The 22804-nt window shown below is 36.7% G+C and carries 21 protein-coding genes; 11 read left to right on the forward strand and 10 right to left on the reverse strand.

Features of this window, described 5'->3' with window-relative positions; all coding sequences use genetic code 11:
- Positions 1-6: 6 nt before the first annotated feature.
- The 3 genes from DS031_RS00755 to DS031_RS00765 all read right to left on the reverse strand — a co-directional run bounded on the left by DS031_RS00755 (position 7) and on the right by DS031_RS00765 (position 1095).
- A complete protein-coding gene (locus tag DS031_RS00755; protein ID WP_113804018.1) occupies positions 7-273 on the reverse strand; it encodes a hypothetical protein in 267 nt (88 codons plus the stop codon).
- A gap of 213 nt (positions 274-486) precedes the next feature.
- Positions 487-672, reverse strand: a complete 186-nt coding sequence (locus DS031_RS00760; RefSeq protein WP_181832947.1) for a DUF2187 family protein — start codon at positions 670-672, stop codon at positions 487-489.
- Between the two features lie 123 nt (positions 673-795).
- Positions 796-1095 carry a hypothetical protein gene (locus tag DS031_RS00765; protein ID WP_113804020.1) on the reverse strand — a complete coding sequence of 100 codons (300 nt, stop codon included), beginning with the start codon at positions 1093-1095 and terminating at the stop codon, positions 796-798.
- A 213-nt stretch (positions 1096-1308) separates the two neighbouring features.
- Here DS031_RS00765 and DS031_RS00770 point away from each other — a divergent pair, with 213 nt between their 5' ends.
- Together DS031_RS00770 and DS031_RS00775 are read left to right on the forward strand one after the other, a co-directional pair.
- Positions 1309-1503: a hypothetical protein gene (locus tag DS031_RS00770; protein WP_113804021.1), complete on the forward strand. Its 195-nt coding sequence runs from the start codon at positions 1309-1311 to the stop codon at positions 1501-1503.
- 237 nt (positions 1504-1740) lie between these two features.
- The gene (locus DS031_RS00775) at positions 1741-2070 is read left to right on the forward strand and encodes a hypothetical protein (protein ID WP_142675734.1); all 330 of its coding nucleotides are present in this window, start codon (positions 1741-1743) and stop codon (positions 2068-2070) included.
- Positions 2071-2109: 39 nt separating this feature from the next.
- On the opposite strand, the gene DS031_RS00780 is transcribed toward DS031_RS00775, so the two are convergent.
- Positions 2110-2790, reverse strand: coding sequence for a DUF421 domain-containing protein (locus DS031_RS00780; protein WP_113804023.1), 681 nt, complete (start codon positions 2788-2790; stop codon positions 2110-2112).
- A 380-nt stretch (positions 2791-3170) separates the two neighbouring features.
- Between DS031_RS00780 and DS031_RS00785 the strand changes: the two genes are divergently transcribed.
- From DS031_RS00785 to galT, 8 genes are all read left to right on the forward strand, one after another.
- Positions 3171-4244, forward strand: a complete 1074-nt coding sequence (locus tag DS031_RS00785) for a LacI family DNA-binding transcriptional regulator (protein WP_113804024.1) — start codon at positions 3171-3173, stop codon at positions 4242-4244.
- A gap of 427 nt (positions 4245-4671) precedes the next feature.
- Positions 4672-5943: an ABC transporter substrate-binding protein gene (locus tag DS031_RS00790; RefSeq protein WP_113804025.1), complete on the forward strand. Its 1272-nt coding sequence runs from the start codon at positions 4672-4674 to the stop codon at positions 5941-5943.
- A gap of 94 nt (positions 5944-6037) precedes the next feature.
- On the forward strand, positions 6038-6964 hold the full coding sequence (locus DS031_RS00795; RefSeq protein ID WP_113804026.1) for a carbohydrate ABC transporter permease: 927 nt from the start codon (positions 6038-6040) through the stop codon (positions 6962-6964).
- Positions 6964-7794, forward strand: a complete 831-nt coding sequence (locus tag DS031_RS00800; RefSeq protein ID WP_113804027.1) for a carbohydrate ABC transporter permease — start codon at positions 6964-6966, stop codon at positions 7792-7794. Before DS031_RS00795 ends, DS031_RS00800 begins: the two co-directional genes overlap by 1 nt.
- 79 nt (positions 7795-7873) lie before the next feature.
- A complete protein-coding gene (locus tag DS031_RS00805; RefSeq protein WP_113804028.1) occupies positions 7874-10150 on the forward strand; it encodes an alpha-galactosidase in 2277 nt (758 codons plus the stop codon).
- A gap of 170 nt (positions 10151-10320) precedes the next feature.
- Positions 10321-11496 carry a galactokinase gene (locus tag DS031_RS00810; RefSeq protein ID WP_113804029.1) on the forward strand — a complete coding sequence of 392 codons (1176 nt, stop codon included), beginning with the start codon at positions 10321-10323 and terminating at the stop codon, positions 11494-11496.
- Entirely contained in the window at positions 11496-12494 is a 999-nt protein-coding gene (galE, locus tag DS031_RS00815; protein ID WP_113804030.1) for a UDP-glucose 4-epimerase GalE, read from the forward strand. Before DS031_RS00810 ends, galE begins: the two co-directional genes overlap by 1 nt.
- Before the next feature lie 195 nt (positions 12495-12689).
- Positions 12690-14213, forward strand: a complete 1524-nt coding sequence (gene galT / locus DS031_RS00820; RefSeq protein WP_113804031.1) for a UDP-glucose--hexose-1-phosphate uridylyltransferase — start codon at positions 12690-12692, stop codon at positions 14211-14213.
- 64 nt (positions 14214-14277) lie between these two features.
- On the opposite strand, the gene DS031_RS00825 is transcribed toward galT, so the two are convergent.
- Positions 14278-15171 carry an AraC family transcriptional regulator gene (locus tag DS031_RS00825; protein ID WP_181832948.1) on the reverse strand — a complete coding sequence of 298 codons (894 nt, stop codon included), beginning with the start codon at positions 15169-15171 and terminating at the stop codon, positions 14278-14280.
- Between the two features lie 145 nt (positions 15172-15316).
- On the opposite strand from DS031_RS00825, the gene melA reads away from it, so the two are divergent.
- A complete protein-coding gene (gene melA / locus DS031_RS00830; RefSeq protein ID WP_113804032.1) occupies positions 15317-16645 on the forward strand; it encodes an alpha-glucosidase/alpha-galactosidase in 1329 nt (442 codons plus the stop codon).
- Between the two features lie 56 nt (positions 16646-16701).
- Here the strand turns inward: melA and menC are convergent, their stop codons facing one another.
- From menC to menD, 5 genes are all read right to left on the reverse strand, one after another.
- Positions 16702-17811, reverse strand: coding sequence for an o-succinylbenzoate synthase (menC, locus tag DS031_RS00835; protein WP_113804033.1), 1110 nt, complete (start codon positions 17809-17811; stop codon positions 16702-16704).
- 11 nt (positions 17812-17822) lie between these two features.
- The gene (locus DS031_RS00840) at positions 17823-19298 is read right to left on the reverse strand and encodes an o-succinylbenzoate--CoA ligase (RefSeq protein WP_113804034.1); all 1476 of its coding nucleotides are present in this window, start codon (positions 19296-19298) and stop codon (positions 17823-17825) included.
- A gap of 80 nt (positions 19299-19378) precedes the next feature.
- Positions 19379-20197 carry a 1,4-dihydroxy-2-naphthoyl-CoA synthase gene (gene menB, locus DS031_RS00845; RefSeq protein ID WP_113804035.1) on the reverse strand — a complete coding sequence of 273 codons (819 nt, stop codon included), beginning with the start codon at positions 20195-20197 and terminating at the stop codon, positions 19379-19381.
- Positions 20198-20226: 29 nt separating this feature from the next.
- Complete coding sequence (gene menH / locus DS031_RS00850; protein WP_113804036.1) at positions 20227-21039, reverse strand: 2-succinyl-6-hydroxy-2,4-cyclohexadiene-1-carboxylate synthase; 813 nt, start codon at positions 21037-21039, stop codon at positions 20227-20229.
- Positions 21036-22802, reverse strand: coding sequence for a 2-succinyl-5-enolpyruvyl-6-hydroxy-3-cyclohexene-1-carboxylic-acid synthase (gene menD / locus DS031_RS00855; RefSeq protein ID WP_113804326.1), 1767 nt, complete (start codon positions 22800-22802; stop codon positions 21036-21038). Before menD ends, menH begins: the two co-directional genes overlap by 4 nt.
- Between the last annotated feature and the right edge of the window lie 2 nt (positions 22803-22804).

Raw genomic sequence — 22804 nt, forward strand, 5'->3', positions numbered from 1 at the left:
TAAACGTTACCCCAACAATGATTGAATATGTTCTATTTCTGATTTTAAAAGGTCAATTTCTTCTGCATTTAGCTTTAGAGGGAATTGGTCATTTACTGTTAATACAAACGATTCTTCATTTTCTAAATGAGAAAGTTGATTGTAAATTTTATGGAGTTGAAATTCGTTTATAACGGATGCTGTGGAAATCATTTTAATTTGATCAACAATAAACTCTTCTTTGTTATAGTCAATTTTTCCGGAAAGAATTTGCCCGTTTATATAATTATTCACGATGATCGCTCCTTACATGTTGATTTTAAAAGTGTTCTTTACTATTATTATCTCACTTTTTAAAGACAAATATAAAAAAGCGTAAGGGGGTGTCTCATTAGGGTCTGGCCCCCCCACAACCTCATACAAGATATAGATCCGTTTTATAAAACGTATACTATATATGAGGCGGGGAGGGTCTGACTCTATGCTTTTGAGACAGTCCCTTATACATTAGGACGACTTTTTAATAACCTTAAATTCTTTGTGATGAAAAACTTGATTCATATGCTCGATGCCTAATTTTTCAATGTTTGGGGTTAGGGATATGTTTGCAACGACTGTGTTGTTTAACACGGAAATAACTTCTCCGATTAATCCATCTTTTGTTTCAATAATATCTCTTGGGTTAACTTCCACCAGTGACTCCCCCTCTATGCCTTTTTTGAAAAAAGACAATTTTTAGCAATCTTAATATATTATCTCATAAAATGCAATGAATTTGTTTGAAAAATAAAAAAAATCCTGCGAATTCGCAGGATTTTATTCATAATCTTGGTGTTCTTCAGAAGGTTCTTCTGTTAAATCAGGCTCTTGTTCATCCATATTTTCTTCTTCTTGCATCTCCTCAGAAGGCTCCTCTGTTAAATCAGGCTCTTCTTCATCCATTGCAGGCTCTTCTTCATCCATTGCAGGCTCTTCTTCAATGACATCTGTTTCTTCTTCCATTTCTTCTTCTACACCATTATTTACATCATCATCTTCTTCAGCGCCGTTACATCCTGTAAGAATACTAAAAGAGAAGAGAGCTGCAAATAAAGTAAGCAATAACTTTTTATTCATTTTTTACCTCCGAAATTTGGGAATTTAACGTTGCTTTAATTAGTATGACAATTTTTTGAAGGAATAATCATTAATTTTTAAAAAATCATAAAAAATTTTTGGAAGCAGTTTACTTGGATGAGAAACATAAATTTTTCGTACACTAACTACTGTTCAGAGCATAAAACCGTTATACAGCTTTTGAATAATTCTTGTACTAAGGGAGGGTTAAAAGTGGCAAATGGAATGACAAAAATGTTTCGAAAACGAAATAATAATTGGGGAACAGGCACTATGCTTTCTCTATTAGGGGTAGGAATTGGTGCAGCAGCTGGATATAGTATGGCAAGAGGAATGAACAATGAAACAAAACAAATTGAGAAGTTTGAAGATGAATTTATGAAAAAGTCTGATCAATTATCTCCATAAGCTCTATCCTTCTATCATGTAAATAATGATTTAAATAAAAACTTGGTTTTTGCTGCTTCCTTATTTGTGAAGCAGCTTTTTTTAATGTGTAAGACAGTTAACCTGGCCTGTTACATATATTTAGTACCTGCTGTACACCTTTTCGAAAGAAGGAAAATTAATTGAAATGGACGTTTTTTATTTTTAACGGAAGGGAATAGGGACATTTTAACGAAAAAATTTGTAAAGGAGGGAGTTGTGAACATGTTTGGTCAGCAGATTGCCTTAAAGTTAGAAGTTGTAGCGAGAAGAGCAATTAACATGAAAGAAAGCGGTGGATTAGGCGGAGTGATTGATGCTGATTACATTCAAAAACAAAGAGGTGGTTTTACCGTTATTTGTGCAGCTTTATCACCTTATTATTTACACGCCTCACCTGAAGCGCGAAAGGTATTAAATGACTTTATCGAAAAATACACTTATTTACAAGAGTGCCCTAGTGAAACATATTTTAAAGGAATTGAACGGGCCGCTGAGGAGCTCAGAGAAATATTGGATCATTTAGGCGTTCACAAATCCATTGAATAAAGAAAAGCCGCGATGTTAAGGAAAAACATTGCGGCTTTTTCAAGATTTGATTTTCGTTAAGTATAATCCTTCATCTTCTTTCCATTCCGCATAAAGAACTTCTTCGGGATGGTCAATTTTATGTTCCTTTAATTTCTTATGAAGCCATGTGTCATTAAACCCTGCTTTTTGTAAGTTTTCATAATCAATTTCTCCGTCGCTAATTAATGTAACAGGTAGGTAAACAGGCTTTTCAGCTATTTTTAAATCTTCATTTGTAGGATTTTCATATTTTGATTTTCTTAACACACTAATTGTCCCATCTGTTTCAAGAATGGCGTATTCTACTTCTCGGACTGAGAAGATGTCTTTTTGTCGCAGTAAATGCTGCATTTGATTAATATCAAGTTTATTGTTTTTTAATTGCTCACGATCAACTTTTCCATTACGAATAACGATAGAAGGCTTTCCTTCAAGTGCTGCTCTAGCCCCGCGGAATTTTTGTGTAATCATTTCAACAATATAAATCATTGAACCCCAAAGAACGATTGCGTAGAGGATAATAAGTACTGAGACTTCTTTATCGTAGATGCCATTTCCGACTAATTCTCCTAAAATGAGAGCAGAAATAAAATCGAATGGTGTAATTTGAGTAATTTGTGTTTTACCCAGCACTTTTGTCATCACTAACAATGCAAGAAATCCAATAACCAATTCTGTTGTAGCGCCTAGAAAATCCATTTTCCCCACCTACTTCAACCGAAATCTTTTTTCATGCTTATTATTATAAGGATTCTTCTTTTAAAGTATTCACGTTAACAGCAGATACTATCCGAAGTAAAAATCAAGTAAATATTTACTTAATAAAAAATACGATAAAAAGTTAAGAGGATTGGTTTTCATTTCCTATGTGTTTTTTTAATCTCTATACATAAGTATCATAACAGTTAGTGTTTAAAGGAATATTAGTAGTATAAAGTTATTTTTTAATTATTAAAAAATTTAAAAATTATTGCAAGCGCTTTATTTATTTGTTATTATTCAAATTAAGAGGTAAATATTTAGTAAATAAAAGAAATTAAGTTGTTTTGAAATAAATTGAAAATAGTGGGGTAATGATGATGGCCACAATTAAAGATATAGCTGTTCGTTCCAATGTCTCAGCTGCCACGGTATCCAGAGTTTTAAATAATGATCACACCCTTTCAGTTACCGGAGAAACTCGTCAGCGTATTTTAAATGCTGCACAAGAATTAAGATATAAAACTGTGCGAAAACGCCGAGTTGAACAAAAAATTTCAAGCATTAAAAGTCCAAGAGTAGGGGTTGTTCTTGTTCAGTCATTAGAAGAGGAAGTGGATGGATTAGATGATCCGTATTTTTCATCGATTAGACAGGGAATTGAGAATGAATTTTTAAATCGAGGAGTTTTTACAAATAAAGTAATTCGATTAACGAATACTAACTATGATCAAGTGGTTAATGATTTAGACGGTTTAATTGTAGTAGGCGGGATTAGTATTGATACTTTAAATAAGGTTAGCACGTGCTTAGATAATGTTGTTTTTGTGAACTATTCACCAGATGAGGACAAATACGATTCGGTTACAGTTGACTTTGAAAAAGCAACAAAACGTGCTCTAGAACATTTATTGACACTTGGATATAAACGTATCGGTTATATCGGTGGAAGAGAAAGGGAGCACTTTCCAACTAATACTCTATTAATTGAAGATAAGCGTCAAACAACATTTGAAATGGTTATGGAAAAGGCAGAGATTTATGATTCAAATGATGTATTTATTGGTGAGTATACGATGTCACAAGGATATGAGCTGATGAAGAAAGCAATAGAGCAGGGTGATCTTCCTGAAGCATTTTTTATTAGTAGTGATTCAATGGCAATCGGAGCTATGCGGGCTTTACAAGAATCTGATTTTCGCGTTCCTCAAGATGTAGCGATTGTAAGCTTTAATGATGTTGAAATGGCGAAATTTTCAATTACACCATTAACAACGGTAAAAGTTCATACAGAACAAATGGGAAGAATGGGTGTGCAGTTATTATTAGATAGAATTAATGGTAGAAAAGTTCCATTAAAAGTTACTGTTCCTACAGAGCTTGTTATTCGGGAAAGCTGTGGGGTTAAAAATAAGAAAGAAGTTAAAACATCTTTACAGAATGAGATCTCCTAAGGAATTACTTATTCTTTCTTAAATATGTTAGCAATTTCAATTTTAACCCTTGATAATATGTATCACTTTAAGGAGGTGATGAGCTGGCAAGAAAGCGCAGCGGTTTTACATAAGTATTAGTAAGGGGGGGATTACTTAGCAGGTTGGATAGGTTGTATGAAAAGACAGGGGAAGTTAAAAAAGTTTAAAAAGCCCTAGATTGTTTTCCCTTTATAGGAAAGGTTAGATAGTGATTGGTGGTCACTAAACTTCTCTAGAGCTTCTTAAGTTTCAAAGAGTTCCCTTGATAAAAGGAACTAAATTTCAAATTATATTATAAAATAATCTTATTTTATTCACAAGAAAAAAGGTTTATTTCTGTTTGTTTTCGAGCTTTAATCATACCTTCTATTAGTAAATTAAATTAATAAATTAAAGGAGGAGCAGTATGAAGAAATTAATTAGTTTATTAACGCTTCTTTTAATTATATCTGCATTTGCTGCAGGATGCAGTCGTAGTAAGACATCAGGAGATGGAGCTGGAAATGCAGATGGACAAGTTACACTATCACTTTTTTCGACAATGTCTAATGAAGGTGAAAAGAAAGCGTTCGAAAGTGCCATTGCTAAATTTGAAGAAGAGAATCCAGATATTAATATTGAAGCGAACTTGCCTGGTGGAGGCTATGAAGATATGCTGCGTGTAAAAATGGCTGCAAATGATATGCCGGATTTATTCGATACACATGGTTGGTCACAGCTTCGATATGGTGAATATACAGCAGATTTAAAAGATATGGATTGGGTAGAGAATCTTGATCCAGCCTTAGATGCTATTTTGAAAGATGAGCAGGGTAAAGTATATGCTTATCCATTAAATCAAGCAAAAGACGGTATTAGCTATAATGCGAATCTTCTAGAGGAATACGGCATTGAACCGCCAACAACGTTAGACGGATTGATGACAGCACTAGAAACAATTAAAGAAAAAAGTAATGGCGACGTTGTTCCACTTTGGATCCCAGGCGGTGATAACTGGACAATTGCACAAATTTTTGATGAGATGGCAACACCGTTATTAATTACTGATAAAGAAAACAGTCATGGTGAGCAGCTGCTTGATGGTTCATTTGATTGGTCTAATTATACGCTGCTAGCTGAGAAAATGAAAGAAATGCAGGAAAAACGATTATTGAATGAAGATGTATTAACAGCAAAATTATCACAAGCACCAGAATTAATGGCACAAAATAAGATCGGTTTCACATTTGTAGGTGGATCACTTGGTCCAGATGCGACAGAATTAAATCCTGAAGTTAAGGTAGGAACAATGCCGGTACCTGCTGTTCATGAAGGTGATCAGCCAAGTTGGATTGGAGGAGAACGCTTTACGCTGGCTGCTTGGAAAGATTCAGAGCATCTTGAAGAAGCGAAAAAATTCATTGAATTCCTTGCACAGCCGGAGGTTGCAAAGGAGATTGCAGAAGGAACATCATCACCAACAGGTTTAAAAAATGCAGAAGCAGACACTTATTATTCTAAATACTATGAAAATTTTGAAGAGGTTAAAGTACAGCCATATTTTGACCGTGTTTATCTACCAAGCGGTATGTGGGATGTGATGGCTACAACGGGCCAAGAATTGTTAGCGGATACTCTAACACCAGAACAATTATCTAAGAAAATGGAAGAAGAGTACAAACGATTAAGAAGTCAATGATTTCAAGTAACTAAAATACTCTAAAAGGGCAGGTAGGTTAGCCTCTGCCCTTCTTTCATAAAGCTCTCAATGTCTAAATATAGGAGTTGAAAATATGAGCGAGTTAGTAAGAAAAGAAAAGCTTTCCCTCTCAAAAAAGAGTCCGAAGCTAAAAGCTAAAAAAGAATCTTCCCTTTGGTGGATGTATCTCCCGGGATTAGTCGTTGTTTCATTATTCATTTTATATCCATTTCTTAACGGTATAAAAATTTCATTCACAAACTGGAACGGTTTTTCTCAATCTTATGATTGGATTGGCTTTGACCAATATAAAAGATTGTTTACCGACCCTACTACTTGGCTTGTTGTTAAAAATACGCTTCTTTACGGAATTGGAAGTACTATTTTTCAAAATATTGTTGGATTACTTTATGCTTTATTATTAAATCAAAGCATTAAAATGAAAGCCCTCACAAGAACAATCATTTATCTTCCAGTTATTATTAGTCCATTGATCATGGGGTATATTTGGTACTTTTTCTTTGCCTATCAAGGAGGGGCATTAAATGATCTTTTACTTTTCCTTGGATTTGATAAAATCAATGCACTAGGCAATCCAGAGTTTAATGCGTGGATTATTGTATTTGTTAATACGTATCAATATGTAGGAATTGCAATGATTATTTATTTAGCGGGACTGCAAAGTATTTCAAAAGATTTTTATGAAGCAGCACAGCTTGATGGAGCAAGTGCTGTGCAGCAGTTTAAAAACATTACATTTCCATTGTTAATGCCTTCTATTACAATCAATATGGTATTAAACATTATTGGCGGTTTGAAATTATTTGATGTTATTCTTGCCCTTACTGGCGGAGGACCAGGTAATGCCTCTCAGTCAATGTCAACATTTATGTATGATCTTTATTTTAAAAGGCAGGATGCAGGCTATGCAGCAACTCAGGGGATATTCATGGCACTTATCATACTAGTAATTAGTTTATCTGCTCTTGTTTACTTTAAGCGGAAGGAGATTGAAGCCTAATGGATCATCTTTCTAAAAAGAAAAAACAATTGTTAACAATATTGGCTGCGGTCGTGACATTATTTCATATCGTACCATTTTATATTTTAATTACAACTTCTTTAAAAGCAAAAGGTGATTTTAGTTCAAAATGGGCATTTCCAGATTATTTTAGTTTAACAAATTTTACAGAGGCTTGGGAGAAAGCCAGCTTAGGCAGTGCGTTTATAAACACAATCATTATAACTGTTGTTTCTGCCGTGTTATTAATCATGTTAGGTTCAATGGCAGCATACCCATTGGCTCGCCGCCAAACAAAGTTAAATAAGTTCGTTTATTTCCTGTTTATTGCCATAATGATTATTCCGCCATTAACTGCATTAGTTCCCTTATATAAAATGGTTGTAAACATGGGAATGATGAATACTTATGACATTGCAATTCTTAATAATGTGGCAGCATTCATGCCGCTGACAATTTTTTTGTATGCAGGTTTTATCCGTTCAACCATCCCAAAAGAGTTAGAGGAAGCAGCCCGAATTGATGGAGCAAGTACATTAGGTACCTTTTTCAAAATTGTTTTTCCACTATTAAAACCTGTGACAGCCTCTGTTTTAATTATTGCTTGTGTATTTATTTGGAATGATTATCAGTTTGCAATTTTCTTCCTTCAAGATAAAGAGATGCAAACTATTACAGTTGCTTTAGCAAGTTTCTTTGGCCAGAATCAAAATAACCTTAGTTTGGTTGCCGCTGCTGCATTAATGGCCATGCTGCCGATGACGATTTTATTCCTGTTTTTACAGAAATATTTCATCGCTGGATTATCTTCTGGATCAGTTAAAGGTTAATTAAATTAATTAACATTTACAAAAATATAGTAAATCTGGTTTTCAGAAATAGAGGAAATGGATAGGGAGGAAGTAGAACATGGCGATTTTTTATAATGAACAAACCCAAGAGTTTCATTTACAGGCGAAGAATGTAAGCTATATTTTTACCGTATTAAAGAACAATCAGTTAGGTCATCTTTATTACGGAAAGAAAATTCGTCATCGTGAGTCGTTTGCCCATCTTGTAAAAATGCAGGCAAGATCATTGACGTCATGTGTTTATGAAGGGGATTTAGAATTTTCCCTTGATGTATTAAAACAGGAATTTCCTTCATATGGAACGACAGATTTCCGTGAGCCGGCTTATCAAATTCTTCAAGAGAATGGCAGCCGTACGACAAATTTTGAATATAGAAACCATCGTATCTTTAACGGAAAACCGAAATTAGCCGGTCTTCCAGCGACATATGTTGAAAACAATGAAGAAGCAGTGACATTAGAAGTAACATTATATGATTCTGTTATGAATGCTGAAATCGCACTTTATTATACAGTCTATGAAAACATGAACGTTATTACTCGAAGTGCAAAATTTATGAATAAGGGTCAAGAGAAATTAAATCTTACAAGAGCAATGAGTGCAAATGTCGATTTCTCTGATGCCGACTTTGATATGGTCCATCTTTCGGGGGCATGGGCACGTGAGCGTCATGTGAAAACAAGAGCACTTGAAACAGGTATTCAAAGTATTTCAAGTGCAAGAGGAGCAAGCAGCAGTCAGCAAAACCCATTTCTTGCTTTAAAACGAAAAGATGCAGCCGAAAATCAAGGAGAAGTGTACAGTTTTAGTTTTGTATACAGCGGTAATTTCTTAGCACAAGTTGAAGTTGACCATTATAATATAGCGCGTGTTACGATGGGAATTAACCCCTTTGATTTTAATTGGCTTCTCGAAAGCGGTGAATCTTTTCAAACACCTGAAGTTGTAATGGTTTACTCTGACCAAGGGTTGAATGGAATGAGTCAAACCTATCACCAATTATATCGTACAAGACTTGCAAGAGGAGAATGGCGGGATAAAATAAGACCCGTATTAATTAACAACTGGGAAGCAACATACTTTGATTTTAATGAAGCAAAGATTCTTGAAATTGCAAAAGAAGCAAAAGATTTAGGTGTTGAATTATTTGTTTTAGATGATGGCTGGTTCGGTAAGCGCGATGATGATACAACGTCGTTAGGTGATTGGTTTGTTGATAAAATTAAGCTTTCAAATGGACTTGGATCACTTGCAAGGAAAATTAATGAACTTGGACTTCAATTTGGCCTATGGTTTGAGCCTGAGATGGTATCAAAAATAAGTGAGCTTTATAAAGAGCATCCGGATTGGCTCATTCATGTTCCAAACCGCAGACAATCACATGGACGAAATCAATATGTTCTTGATTTTTCTCGAAAAGAAGTGGTGGACTATATTTACGAAATGATGGAAAAGGTGTTGGAAGAGGCGCCGATTTCTTACGTGAAATGGGATATGAACCGTTATATGACAGAAATCGGCTCAGCAGCACTTCCTGCAGAACGTCAAAGTGAAGTGGCACACCGTTATATTCTTGGCGTGTATGACTTATATGAGCGTTTAACAAGTAAGTTTCCACACATCTTGTTTGAATCATGCGCAAGTGGAGGAGCTCGCTTTGATCCTGGTATGATCTATTATACACCGCAAACGTGGACGAGTGATGATACCGATGCAGTGGAACGATTAAAAATTCAATACGGTACATCAATCGTTTATCCATTAAGCACAATGGGAGCACACGTATCAGCTGTACCGAACCATCAAGTGCGCCGTATTACAAGTCTTGAAACACGCGGCAATACTGCTTACTTTGGAATGTTTGGTTATGAGCTTGATGTAACAAAAATGACAGAAGAAGAAAAGAAAACTGTAAAAGTACAAATTGACTTTTATAAGAAAAATCGAGAAGTCATTCAAAACGGTACCTTCTATCGTCTTGAAAGCCCGTTTGAAGGAGACGGTAATGTAACGAGCTGGATGGTTGTTTCTAAAGATCAAACAGAAGCACTAGTCGGCTGTTATCAAGTATTAGCAAGACCCAATCCAGGTTTTAGGCGCTTGCTATTAAAAGGGCTGAATACAAACTATGAATATCAAATAGAAGGTAGAAATCAAACAAATTTTGGAGACGAACTTATGAATGCTGGTCTTCAGCTGGAAAATGAGTTTTCTGGTTCTGTACCTCATGAACACGAGGAAACGGGTGATTTTACTTCACAAGTATTTAAGCTTAAAGCTGTTCAAACAGAAGTGATTTCTCATAAGCGAACAGAAGAAGCATTAGAAGTTTAATAGGATAAAGAGGGTTTAAGTGGAGCGAGGAGATCATGCAGCTCCACTTAAATGCCATTATTTTTTAGAATTTTCTATTGAGTCCTTTTATAGAAAGGTGTAAACTAGTAATAATAAATTAATTAAATTAATTAAGTAAATAAGATCGTTAAAAAAGGGGAGAGAATCAGATGGAACAACGATTAATTAAAGAATTTCTTGCTCGTTTTTCAGAAAGTGCTGAAAAAATAAGAATCTTCTTCGCGCCCGGCCGCGTGAATTTAATTGGTGAACATACAGACTACAATGGAGGCTATGTATTTCCAGCCGCGCTAACAATGGGAACGTATATGGTAGTAAGACCGCGTAAAGACAAGATGTTTTATCTTGGAAGCACAAATTTTGAACAAAAAGTTTCCTTTTCATTAGAAGAGTTAGTATATAAAGAGGAAGATGATTGGGGCAATTATCCAAAAGGGATAATTAAAGAACTGGCAGCTTTAAATGTAAACCTTACAGGAGCAGATATTCTTTATCATGGTACACTGCCAAACGGTGCTGGCTTATCATCATCAGCTTCAATTGGCATGACAACCGCTTACGGATTAACTGAGCTTTTTAATCATTCAATTAAAAGAGTCGATTTAGCGCTTGCTGTACAGCGGATGGAAAATACATTTATTGGTGTGAACAGCGGGATTATGGATCAGTTTGCCGTTGGTTTTGGTGAGAAAGATCATGCGCTTTTCCTAAACTGTGCGACATTAGAAACGGAAAAAGTTCGCTTGGCGCTCCCAAATTATAAAATTGTCATTACAAACACAAATAAACGCCGCGGTCTTGCCGATTCAAAGTATAATGAACGCCGCGATGAATGTGAAGAAGGATTAAAAACTGCGCAAACTGTTTATTCATCGCTTCAAAATTTAAGTGAGCTAACGGTTGAAATGTTTAATGAAATTGAGTCTAAATTTGAAAGCGATATAATTAAACGCCGCGTTCGTCACATTGTAACTGAAAACGAACGCGTTGTAAAAGCAAAAGAAGCATTAAACCACAGCAACCTTCGTGAATTCGGTGAACTGATGAAAGCGTCTCATGAATCTTTACAATTTGACTATGAAGTAACAGGCAAAGAATTAGATGTTTTATTTATGCTGCAGCGCCAAGTTGAAGGATGTGTTGGAACACGCATGACAGGTGCAGGGTTTGGCGGCTGTACGGTAAGTATTGTTCGTGAGGATGCGGTTAAAACATTTAAAGATTCTGTAAAAGAGGACTATGAAAAACAAACAGGATTAACACCGACATTTTATATTTGTGATATCGGTGACGGTGTAAAAGAATTAAAAGGAGTGATCGTGTAATGACAATTCTTGTAACTGGTGGAGCAGGTTATATCGGAAGTCATACGGTTCTTTATTTAAAAGAACAAGGTGAGGACGTTATTGTTTTAGATAATCTTCAAAAAGGACATAAGAAAGCTGTGTTAGGTGTGCCGCTTTATGAGGGAGATCTTCGCGATGAAAAGCTGTTAGATAATATTTTTTCAAAGCATACCATTGATGCAGTCATTCACTTTGCGGCAAACTCTCTCGTTGGCGAAAGCGTTGAAAAACCGCTTGAGTATTATGATAATAATGTACTTGGTTCCTATCAGCTCGTTAAAAGCATGGTGAAAAATAATGTGAAGAAAATCGTCTTTTCTTCAACAGCGGCAACGTACGGTGAACCGACATCCATTCCAATTCAAGAAAGTGATCCAACGCTTCCAACAAATCCTTATGGAGAAACAAAGCTTGCAATTGAAAAAATGCTGCGCTGGTCTAATGATGCGTATGGACTAAAATCCGTTTGCTTACGCTATTTTAATGCAGCCGGAGCAGATCCACAAGGGCGAATTGGCGAAGATCATACACCAGAAAGTCATCTTATCCCAATTGTTCTCCAGGCTGCACTCGGTCAGCGTGAGCATGTAAGTATTTTTGGTGATGACTATCAAACAGAAGACGGCTCTTGTATTCGTGACTATATTCATGTTTTAGATCTTGCGCAGGCACATTACTTAGCGCTTAAAAAGCTTGAAGAAACGAATGAAAGCGGCGTATACAACTTAGGAAATGAAAAAGGCTTTTCTGTAAAAGAAGTGATTGAAACATGCCGCACTGTTACACAAAAAGAAATTAAAGCTGTCATTGGACCAAGACGTGCTGGTGATCCGGCTGTTTTAATTGCCTCATCGGAAAAAGCGAAAAATGAGCTTGGTTGGAATCCGCAGTATCCAGATTTAGAAACAATCGTAACGCATGCATGGAATTGGCACGTTAATCATCCAAGCGGTTATCAATCAAAGCAGTACAACTAAAGAGAATGTGAGATTAAATCTTAATGAATACATGCAGTCATAAAGTTGTCACGTCTCTTCACCAGCAGAAGGGCCCTCTGTTAATCGTTTGTATGTCTTGCAATAAAATTATGAAAGCTCTTAATAAATAAGTAAAAATAGCTGTTTTTTATAGGCAGCTCTGTCCATGTTTAAAGGAGATGGGAGTGAGTAAGGATGGCAAGTGTTTATACAGAAATTGAACGTTTGCTTCAATATGGATTAAAAAACAATTTAATCGGCAAATGGGATGTTGATTATACACGAAATGCAATTTTAGAAGTGCTTCGTTTAGATGATTATGAAAAAGTTGAGATAAAAGACGAAAGTTTAGATTCTCCTGTTGAACCGTTAGAACATATTTTAGAATGGGCTTTTGAAAACGGTCGATTAGAAGACAATACGGTCACATACCGAGATTTACTGGATACAAAGATTATGAGTTGTTTTGTCTCAAAACCATCGGAAATTATTCGTAACTTTTATGAAACGTATGAAAACCCAGGACCGGAACAAGCGACAAAAGACTTTTATGAATTCTCTAAGAACACCCATTATATTCGTCAAGATCGAATCGCCAAAAATGAACATTGGGTTGCGCCAACTGAATATGGGGATTTAGAAATTACGATTAACTTATCAAAGCCTGAAAAAGATCCGAAAGAAATTGCGGCAGCAAAAACAGCCAAACAAAGCTCTTACCCTAAATGTTTACTCTGTAAAGAAAATGTCGGATATGCGGGAAGAGTCAATCATCCAGCCCGCCAAAACCACCGCATTATACCTGTAGAATTAACAAATAGACAATGGTTTTTACAATACTCTCCATATGTTTATTATAATGAGCACTGTATCGTCTTTTTAGGTGAGCATGAGCCGATGAAAATTTCAAAACAAACATTCGAGCGTTTATTAGAGTTTGTTGAAAAATTTCCGCACTATTTTCTTGGTTCAAATGCTGATTTGCCGATTGTTGGCGGTTCGATTTTAAGTCATGATCATTTCCAAGGCGGAAGTCATGATTTTCCGATGGCAAAAGCTGAAATTGAAAAAGAGTTTATAGTTAATGCCTTTCCTCATGTAACAGGCGGCATTGTAAAGTGGCCGATGTCTGTGATCCGCCTGCAAAGCGAAGATCGCGCTGAACTTGTTGAAGCAGCAAACTTTATCTATGAAACATGGAAAGGCTACAGTGATGAAAGGGTTAATGTACTCGCTTATTCAGGCGATGAGCCGCATAATACGGTAACACCGATTTCTAGAAAGCGCGATGGTAAATTTGAATTTGACCTTGTTCTAAGAAACAATCGTACAAATGATGAACATCCGCTTGGTATTTTCCACCCGCATCATGAAGTGCATCATATTAAGAAAGAAAATATCGGCTTAATTGAAGTAATGGGACTTGCAGTACTGCCTGGACGCCTAAAAGAAGAATTAAAGAAGCTTTCAGAACTGCTTGTAAAAGAAAATGCTGCAGAAGAAATTGAAAAACATGAAGAGATCGTCAAGCATTTAGAGTGGGCAAAAGAGATAAAAGGAAAATATGCTGATCTCAATGGTTCAAATGCAGAGCAAATCGTGAAAGAAGAAGTAGGATTAAAGTTCTCGCAGGTGCTTGAACATGCTGGTGTATTTAAACGTAATGAAAGCGGAATAGCAGCATTTGAGAAGTTTACGGATACCTTAAATCAACAATAACATGCAAGAGAGCAATGATGAGTTAAAATCACTGCTCTCTTTTTTAGATTTCCTTAAAAATATCTTAATCAATGATTAAGTGATCAATCGGTACAATATCTTTTCCTTCCCGAAATTGACCTGCTGAAGTTCCGACAGCTTTTCGAAAAACTTTATTAAAGTAATTGCCGTTAGAATAACCGGTTTTAAGAGCAACTTCTTCAATAGAAAAATCAGTTTGTCGCAGTAGTTCAACTGCTTTTTCCATTCTTACTTTTGTTAAATAGTGAAGAGGGGTCATATTAAAGTGTTTACGAAATTGCTTTATAAAGTAAAACCTCGACAGTTCAACTTTTTCTGCAATATCATTTAATGTAATTTGCTCATGATAATGTGTATTCATATAAGTAATCGCCCTCATTATATTGTCAGGAATGGCATGTTCAACCTTTTCAATATTTTTAGCAAACCGATAGCATTCCATAATAAATTCATAGGCTTTTGCTGAAGCTGTATAACCATCCTTAAGCTGTTTCATACTTGTTTCTCTATAGAGATTGATAAGAAGTTGAATAACAGTCGAATGTGGTGACAAGGTAACGACAGGTCCTGCTTTTCTGTTAATAAACTCCCAACATCTAAAAGCTTCTTTTCCGGTAAGTGTAATAAAAATAAATTCCCATTCTTCACTATCTTCAGGGAGAAAGTAATGATGCTCGCTTGGAATTGTTACTAAAAAAGCTTGTCCTTTTGTTAAAGGATATGATTGACCTTCGATTTCTAACGTTCCCTTTCCAGAGAGGGTGTATTGAAAGACACACACTCCTAACTCTTTTCGTTTTAACCCATTCCAGTTATAAGCAGTAGAAGTTTGTTTTTCTAAGCCAATTGACCATATATTTGCAAGATTGTTTTCAGGTTGTTCTGAAAAACGAAATCCGTAGTTTCCGAAACTTATGTCACCTTTTGTGTAAGACAATATATTACCCTCCAATAACACTATATTACCGTTGTTATTATATTGTAAGCGATTTATTATAGTTATAACAGAGAAATATGAATAAATAGAATAATCTTATTCTTAGATCTCAAAAACAATTTATTACTTATAAGGAGGAAATGATATGTCTAAAATTACGTTTCTTGGAGCAGGAAGTACGATCTTTGCAAAAAATGTGCTTGGGGATTGTATGCTGGTGCCCGCATTACAAGGTTTTGAATTTGCACTCTATGACATTAATGAACAGCGCTTGAAAGACTCGGAAAATATGTTAATTAATTTAAAAAACAATTTTAAAAGCAGTATAAAAATTAAAGCATATGGAGATCGTAAAGAAGCATTAAGAGGTGCTAAATATGTTATCAATGCGATTCAAGTAGGCGGCTATAAGCCAAGCACGGTAATTGATTTTGAAATTCCAAAAAAATATGGTCTTCGTCAAACAATTGCCGATACGGTTGGGATTGGCGGCATTTTTCGTTCACTTCGAACCATTCCTGTCTTATTTGATTTTGCGAAAGATATAGAAGAGGTTTGCCCTGATGCATGGTTTTTAAATTATACAAATCCAATGGCAGTCTTAACAGGATCAATGCTTCATCATACGAATGTAAAAACAGTTGGATTGTGTCATAGTGTACAAGTTTGTACGAAAGATTTATTTGCATCACTTGGGATGAACGCAGATGGTATAGAGGAAAAAATCGCGGGAATTAATCACATGGCATGGCTTTTAGAAGTAAAACGAGATGGCAAAGACTTATACCCGGAAATTAAAAGACGGGCAAAAGAAAAGCAGCAATCAAAGCATAATGACATGATTCGTTTTGAATTAATGGATAAGTTCGGTTATTATGTAACGGAATCTTCTGAGCATAATGCTGAATATCATCCTTATTTCATTAAATCAAAGTATCCAGAACTTATTGAAAAGTTCAATATTCCACTTGATGAATATCCACGCCGCTGTATTGAGCAAATTGCCAATTGGGAGGAAATGAGAGAACAAGTTGTTCATAATAACCAATTAACACATGAACGCTCAAAAGAATACGGTTCAAGAATTATCGAAGCAATTGAGACAAATGCACCATTTAAGTTTGGCGGCAATGTCTTAAATACAGGCCGATTAATTAGCAATCTTCCAGAAAAAGCAGTTGTTGAAGTACCATGTGTAGCGGATAGAAGCGGAATTACGCCTTGTTATGTTGGCGATCTTCCGGAGCAGCTTGCAGCCCTTAACCGCACTAATATTAATACACAGCTGTTAACAATCGAAGCTGCTGTGACGAGAAAAAAAGAGGCTGTTTATCAAGCGGCGATGCTCGATCCGCATACGGCTGCTGAATTATCGTTAGATGAGATTGTGGCAATGTGTGATGATTTAATGGAAGCGCATGGGGATTGGCTGCCAAGTTTTGAAGGTAACAGATCGAAAATTTCCGTACAATAAAAACAAACACTCTTCCAACCCAATTGAAGCGGTTGGAAGAGTATTTATAATAACAATTAATTTGTAAATGTTTTTTGATAAAGTGTTACCCTTGTTAATTCATTACGCTTCACTTCAAATCCAATCCCGGGAGCTGTTGGTACATCAATCAGACCATTCTTTACTACAACTTCTGGTTCAATAATATCTTTATGCCAGTAGCGTGCTGAACCTGACGTATCTCCAGGCAGTGTAAAATGCTCAAGGGTTGTAAGAGCGATATTATGTGCGCGTCCAATTCCTGACTCAAGCATGCCGCCGCACCACACGGCAATATCGTGATCGCGGCAGTAATCATGAATTTTAATCGTTTCACTAATTCCGCCAAGTCTGCCAATTTTAAGGTTTATCACTTTACAGCTGTTTAACTCAATCGCTTTTCTCGCATCATCAAACGATGTAATGCTTTCATCTAAACAGATAGGTGTTTTTATTGCCTTCTGAAGTTTGGCGTGATCAACGATATCATCCACGCTCAAAGGTTGTTCAATCATCATTAAATGATAGTGATCAAGTTCCTTTAAAGCGTCTATATCGTTTAACGTATAAGCAGAGTTTGCGTCAGCCATAAGCGGAAGGTCAGGAAAATGTTTTCGGATAACCTCAACTTGTTCCACATCATAACTTGGTTTAATTTTAATTTTAATACGTTTATAGCCTTCAGAAAGATAATCTTCAATTTTATCAATCAGTGCATCTGTAGAAGACTGAATACCAATTGCGGCACCAACTTCAATTTGAGCTTTGTTTCCTCCAAGTGCTGATGCAAGAGTAATATTGCGGCGCTTGGCGTATAAATCCCATACAGCTTCTTCCAGCGCGGCTTTTGCCATGTTGTTGCGGCGAATGGGTGAGAAGAGTGTTGTTAACTCATTAGGGTGATCAATATTCGTCTTAAATAAAAGTGGAATTAAAAAGTCTTCCATCATATGCCAAGCTGTTTTAACCGTTTCTTCTGTATACCATGGCGAAGCGAAAGCAGCACATTCTCCCCAGCCAACAATTCCGTTCTCATCAATCATTTCAACGATAATAAAATCTCTGTCCGTTGTTTCCCCGTAACTTGTTGTAAAAGGGGAGACGAGCGGCATTTGAATATGATGCAGGATAATTTGTTTAATTTCCATGTTTCACCGCCTTATGTCATTGGAAGAAGTGGTAACAGCTCTCGTCGCAACAATTTGTTTGAAGCATTCCTAGGAAGTTCTTTTACAAAGTAAATCTTTTTTGGTACTTTGTAGCGCGCTAATCTTTCGGAGCAGTATGAGATTAACTCTTCTTCAGATAATGTATTGGTTTTTGAAACAATAAATCCGATTGGAACCTGTCCCCATTGATCATCCTTCAATCCAGTAACACCGGCTTCCAAAACATGTGGATGTGATAAAAGAACGGCTTCAATTTCAGCCGGATAAATATTTTCTCCGCCTGAAATAATTAAATCACTTCTCCGATCAATTACATATAAAAAGCCTTCTTCATCTAAATAGCCTAAATCCCCTGTATAAAGCCAGCCGTTTTGGATCGCTTCCTTTGTAGCACCTTCTCGATTTAAATAGCCTTTTGTAATCGTAGGGCCTTTTACGACAATCTCCCCAATTTCGTTTGGTGAAGCAGCTTTTTTATCTTTCTCAATTTTTAATTCATTTGTAAACAGCGGCTTTCCGGCAGAACCGAGCTTTGCTAACATATATTCAGAAGATAGTGTGACAACTTGTGAAGCCGTTTCGGTCATCCCGTATGTTTGATAAACAGGTATATTTTTCTCTTTACAAACTTCAAGAAGCGGCAGTGGAGCGGGACCACCACCTAACAGCGCACAGCGAAATGTTTTAGGATAGCTTTGATCGAGAGTATAAAGCATCTTTGAAAGCATGGCGCTGACAACAGAAACAATAGTAACTCTTTCATTAATAATCGCTGCATTTACTTTTTGAGCTTCAAAGCGTTCGTGAATAATGACCGAACTGCCGTAGATGACACCGCGAATTAAAATCGACAATCCGCTCATATGAAACAGTGGGACAGCACAAAGCCAGCAATCATTTTCATGAAGACCCAAGTTTAAGGATGAGTTAACAGCGCTCCACCAATGGTTACCGTATGTAAGCATGACTCCTTTTGGTTTACCTGTTGTTCCTGATGTATACATAATCGTATGAAGATCATCTAATAAAATTTCCGTTTGTAATGGTACTTCAAGAGGGACTAAGCTTGTTAACGTTTCATAAGTTGTGAGTTTTAGTTCAGGAAGATCTTTAGAAATTGTTTTTACTGATTCAGAAAATGATTGATCGTAAAATAGAAGATCTGCCTGACAATCTTTTAATTGAAAAATTAGTTCATTAGGTGTTAATCGATTGTTAAGCGGTACGATTACAGCACCGAGATATTGAAGGGCATGAATAATTGCTGCTGTCTGAATGCTGTTTTCAACAAGAAGAGCCGTAAAATCTCCTTTTTTAATACCAATTGATGCAAATTGTTTAGCGAAAGTTTGAGCGCGTTCATCGAGTTTTTTAAAGGTCCATGATTCATTCTCTGTACGAAGAGCAATTCGGTTTGGTGTGGCCGATGCACGTTTATAAAGCCAATTAGGAATTGTTTCTGGCATAAAAAATCTCTCCTTATAGACAAAATCAGCTTGATGAATGGTTCATCAAGCTGACTGGTTATAGATTCTATCATTTCGATTTAAGGAAAACGCGGGAACTGTTTGAAATCCGGTTTACGCTTTTCTTTAAACGCGTCGCGGCCTTCTTTTGCTTCATCTGTTGTATAGTAAAGAAGTGTTGCGTCACCACCGAACTGCTGAAGACCAGCAAGACCGTCTGTATCAGCATTAAAGGATGCTTTTAAGAAGCGAAGAGCTGTTGGACTTTTTTCAAGCATTTCTTCTGCCCACTGAATGGTTTCTTCTTCAAGTTTTTCAAGCGGTACAACTGTGTTAACAAGTCCCATCTTAAGTGCTTCTTCGGCATTGTATTGACGGCATAAGAACCAAATTTCACGCGCCTTTTTATGGCCAACGATACGCGCTAAATAACCTGCACCATATCCTGCGTCAAAGCTTCCTACTTTAGGACCAGTTTGGCCGAATACTGCGTTATCAGCAGCAATCGTTAAGTCACATATAACATGAAGGACATGACCGCCGCCAATTGCGTAACCTGCAACCATGGCGATAACTGGTTTTGGAACCGTACGAATTAAACGCTGTAAATCAAGTACGTTTAAGCGAGGGATTTGATCATCGCCTACATATCCGCCGTGACCGCGTACTTTTTGGTCGCCGCCGGAGCAGAATGCTTTTCCGCCTGCACCTGTTAAAATAATAACGCCAACTTCTGAATCGTCACGCGCATATGCAAATGCATCAATTAGTTCGTGTACTGTTTTTGGGGTGAAGGCATTATGCACTTCCGGACGATTAATTGTAATTTTTGCAATGCCGTTATATGTTTCATATAAAATCTCATCATAGCGGCGTTCTGCTTTCCATTCAACTGCCATATTGATTTCCTCCTTTTAATCATTAAAAACTAGGACACTGTATGTAAATAGTCCACTATTATTGTAACAAAAGTTTGTGGAGATTCTAGATGAATTGCATGTCCTGCCTGTGAAATTTTTTTAATTTGAGCATTTTGGAGCAGATTTTTCATTTTTTCTGCAATGACACAAAATTTTTCATCTTTTTCTCCCACGACGAGAAGAATAGGTATCTCCAATGAAGAAAGTTTGTCCCAAAGAGAGGGCTGAATTCCTGTACCCATTCCCTGCAGGCTGTTTGCAAGTCCAACTATATTATTGTTTAAACGTTCTTTTCTTAGCTTGTCCTGAACTTTGTCAGGTAATGCTTTTTGAGTGTTAAAAAGGGGAATGTTTTCCCATTTTTCCACAAATGCTTTAATGCCGTTTTCTTTAATAAAATTCGCTAAGGTTTCATCCTGTTTGACACGGGTCTCCTGCTCTTCCTTTGTTTCTAATCCAGGGGAGCTGCTTTCTAGGATCAATTTGTTTACACGTTCAGGGTATTTGTGCGCAAAATATAAAGCAAGACGTCCTCCCATTGAATAGCCAACTATATTGATCTTTTCAATTTCAAGCTGATTTAATAATGAAAGAAGATCGGCTGAAACATTTTCCATTGTATAACGTGCTGCGTTTTCTGGAGATTGAGAAAGTCCATGACCGATAATATCAATTGTAATAACTTTATGTTTTTTCGTCAGCATTGGAAGAAAAGGAGCCCATGTTTGAAGACTGCCGGTAAAGCCATGAAGAAGAAGGAGAGGAGGTCCCTCTCCTTCAATTTCAACATAATACGAAACATCGTTTAATGTTACAATCATGAATTTTCAGCTCCTAATAAAGTGCTTTTTGCAGCTTTTTTTACAGCTTCCCAAATTTCATGATGTTTAACGGCATTGTCATTTCGATCTGTTGGTACTTCAATGACATTTAGTCCTTTTCCGCTCAGGCTTTCTTTAACAACACTTCTAAAATCTTCCCACGAAGAAACTCGAGTGAAGTTTCCGTTATACATCGTAACCGTGTGTTCAAAATCAAGCCCAATTGGTGTGCCAAATAGTTTTTCAAAGTGCTCGCTTTCTTTTGATTGCGGTAAGAAAGAAAAAATACCGCCGCCATCATTGTTAAGAACAATAATCGTAATAGTTAATTCATGAAGTTTGGCGGCTAACAGGCCGTTTAAATCATGATAAAAAGATAAATCGCCAATTACAAGAACGAGCGGCTCGCCATTTGTGCTTGCTCCAAGAGCGCTTGAAATAATGCCATCAATGCCATTTGCGCCGCGGTTTGCCATTGTACGGACATTTAACTCATTTGTAAGAAAGAATGTATCAAGATCTCTTACAGGCATACTGTTTCCTACAAACAATGTGCTGTTAGGTGGAAGAAGTTTTGTAAGCTCAGGAAATACTTGTCCTTCAAAAAAAAGGTTAGTTTCACTTTTGAGCTCCAGGACTTCTTTTGCTTTTTCATTTATCGAAAGCCACTGTTGTCCCCAATTTGTACTTTGTGCTTGTCCATTTTCATTTTTATGGATACTTTCAATTAACCCCTCACAAAATGTTTCAGGATTTGTATAAATCATCTCTGAAGCAAGTAAAGTCGGCTCTCTCCATCCTTTTCCTTCATCTACAATAATTTGACGACATGCCGGGTGTTTCTTTATATATAAAAGAAATGCTTTTGAAACAGGCATGGCACCAAAGCGTATAATCACTTCTGGTTTTAGAGTTGTTGATACGGTTTCTTCTTTTAAAAAGGCGTCATAACTCTCAATGACCCAACGTTTATCATGCGATCCACTTCGAAGTTGTGAAAGAGGGTCAGCAAGAATCGGAAATTTTAGTGTTTCAGAAAGCGCTGTGACTGCCTGGATATATTGATTGTTATAATCGGGTCCGCATACAATTAATCCGCACTTTCCGTTTATTTCTTTCATGAGTTGGTCAAACTGATAGTTGGAAAGTGAATTTTTTCCTTCTAAAACGGTTGTATATTGCTGCCTCTTTTGACGGCCATTTTCCCATAAAGAGGGGAGCGCTAAGTTTGGTATTAACGGTTCGCGAAATGGAAAATTTAAATGAACAGGTCCAGCAGGTGCTGTTAAAGTTGCTGCCGCTGCTCGTGCTGCCATTTTTCGTGCATAGATTATCATATGACTGCTTTCTTCAGGAAGAGACATATCTGCAAACCATTTTGGGTATTTACCAAATAAATCAACTTGATGAATTGCTTGCGGTGCTCCAACATCACGCAGTTCATGCGGGCGATCTGCCGTTATGACCAACAGTGGAACTCGATCATAGTGGGCTTCAATAACAGCTGGATAATAATTTGCTGCCGCTGTTCCTGATGTACATAAAAGAGCCACAGCCTCATTTTTTGCTTTGGCGATTCCTAACGCAAAAAAGCCTGCAGAACGCTCATCAATATGCATCCATACATTGAGAGACGGATGAGCAGACATTAATAAGGCAAGTGGAGTGGAACGTGATCCTGGGCTGATCACGACATGAGTTATGCCGCTGTGAACGAGTTCATCGACAAAGGCGCCTCCGTAAGCTGCAAGTGTGTCTTGCATCG

It is taken from the genome of Bacillus taeanensis (assembly GCF_003318295.1).
In the GTDB taxonomy this organism is placed as follows: domain Bacteria; phylum Bacillota; class Bacilli; order Bacillales; family UBA6769; genus Maribacillus; species Maribacillus taeanensis.

Bases quoted from the DNA above. Each gene is read 5' to 3' on its own strand.
- DS031_RS00800 (WP_113804027.1), top strand. From the start codon at position 6,964: ATGGATCATCTTTCTAAAAAGAAAAAACAATTGTTAACAATATTGGCT.
- DS031_RS00795 (WP_113804026.1), top strand. From the start codon at position 6,038: ATGAGCGAGTTAGTAAGAAAAGAAAAGCTTTCCCTCTCAAAAAAGAGT.
- menH (WP_113804036.1), bottom strand. From the start codon at position 21,039: ATGATTGTAACATTAAACGATGTTTCGTATTATGTTGAAATTGAAGGA.
- DS031_RS00810 (WP_113804029.1), top strand. From the start codon at position 10,321: ATGGAACAACGATTAATTAAAGAATTTCTTGCTCGTTTTTCAGAAAGT.
- menC (WP_113804033.1), bottom strand. From the start codon at position 17,811: ATGGAAATTAAACAAATTATCCTGCATCATATTCAAATGCCGCTCGTC.
- galE (WP_113804030.1), top strand. From the start codon at position 11,496: ATGACAATTCTTGTAACTGGTGGAGCAGGTTATATCGGAAGTCATACG.
- menD (WP_113804326.1), bottom strand. From the start codon at position 22,802: ATGCAAGACACACTTGCAGCTTACGGAGGCGCCTTTGTCGATGAACTC.
- DS031_RS00765 (WP_113804020.1), bottom strand. From the start codon at position 1,095: ATGAATAAAAAGTTATTGCTTACTTTATTTGCAGCTCTCTTCTCTTTT.
- DS031_RS00780 (WP_113804023.1), bottom strand. From the start codon at position 2,790: ATGGATTTTCTAGGCGCTACAACAGAATTGGTTATTGGATTTCTTGCA.
- DS031_RS00840 (WP_113804034.1), bottom strand. From the start codon at position 19,298: ATGCCAGAAACAATTCCTAATTGGCTTTATAAACGTGCATCGGCCACA.
- melA (WP_113804032.1), top strand. From the start codon at position 15,317: ATGTCTAAAATTACGTTTCTTGGAGCAGGAAGTACGATCTTTGCAAAA.
- DS031_RS00790 (WP_113804025.1), top strand. From the start codon at position 4,672: ATGAAGAAATTAATTAGTTTATTAACGCTTCTTTTAATTATATCTGCA.
- DS031_RS00785 (WP_113804024.1), top strand. From the start codon at position 3,171: ATGGCCACAATTAAAGATATAGCTGTTCGTTCCAATGTCTCAGCTGCC.
- menB (WP_113804035.1), bottom strand. From the start codon at position 20,197: ATGGCAGTTGAATGGAAAGCAGAACGCCGCTATGATGAGATTTTATAT.
- DS031_RS00805 (WP_113804028.1), top strand. From the start codon at position 7,874: ATGGCGATTTTTTATAATGAACAAACCCAAGAGTTTCATTTACAGGCG.
- galT (WP_113804031.1), top strand. From the start codon at position 12,690: ATGGCAAGTGTTTATACAGAAATTGAACGTTTGCTTCAATATGGATTA.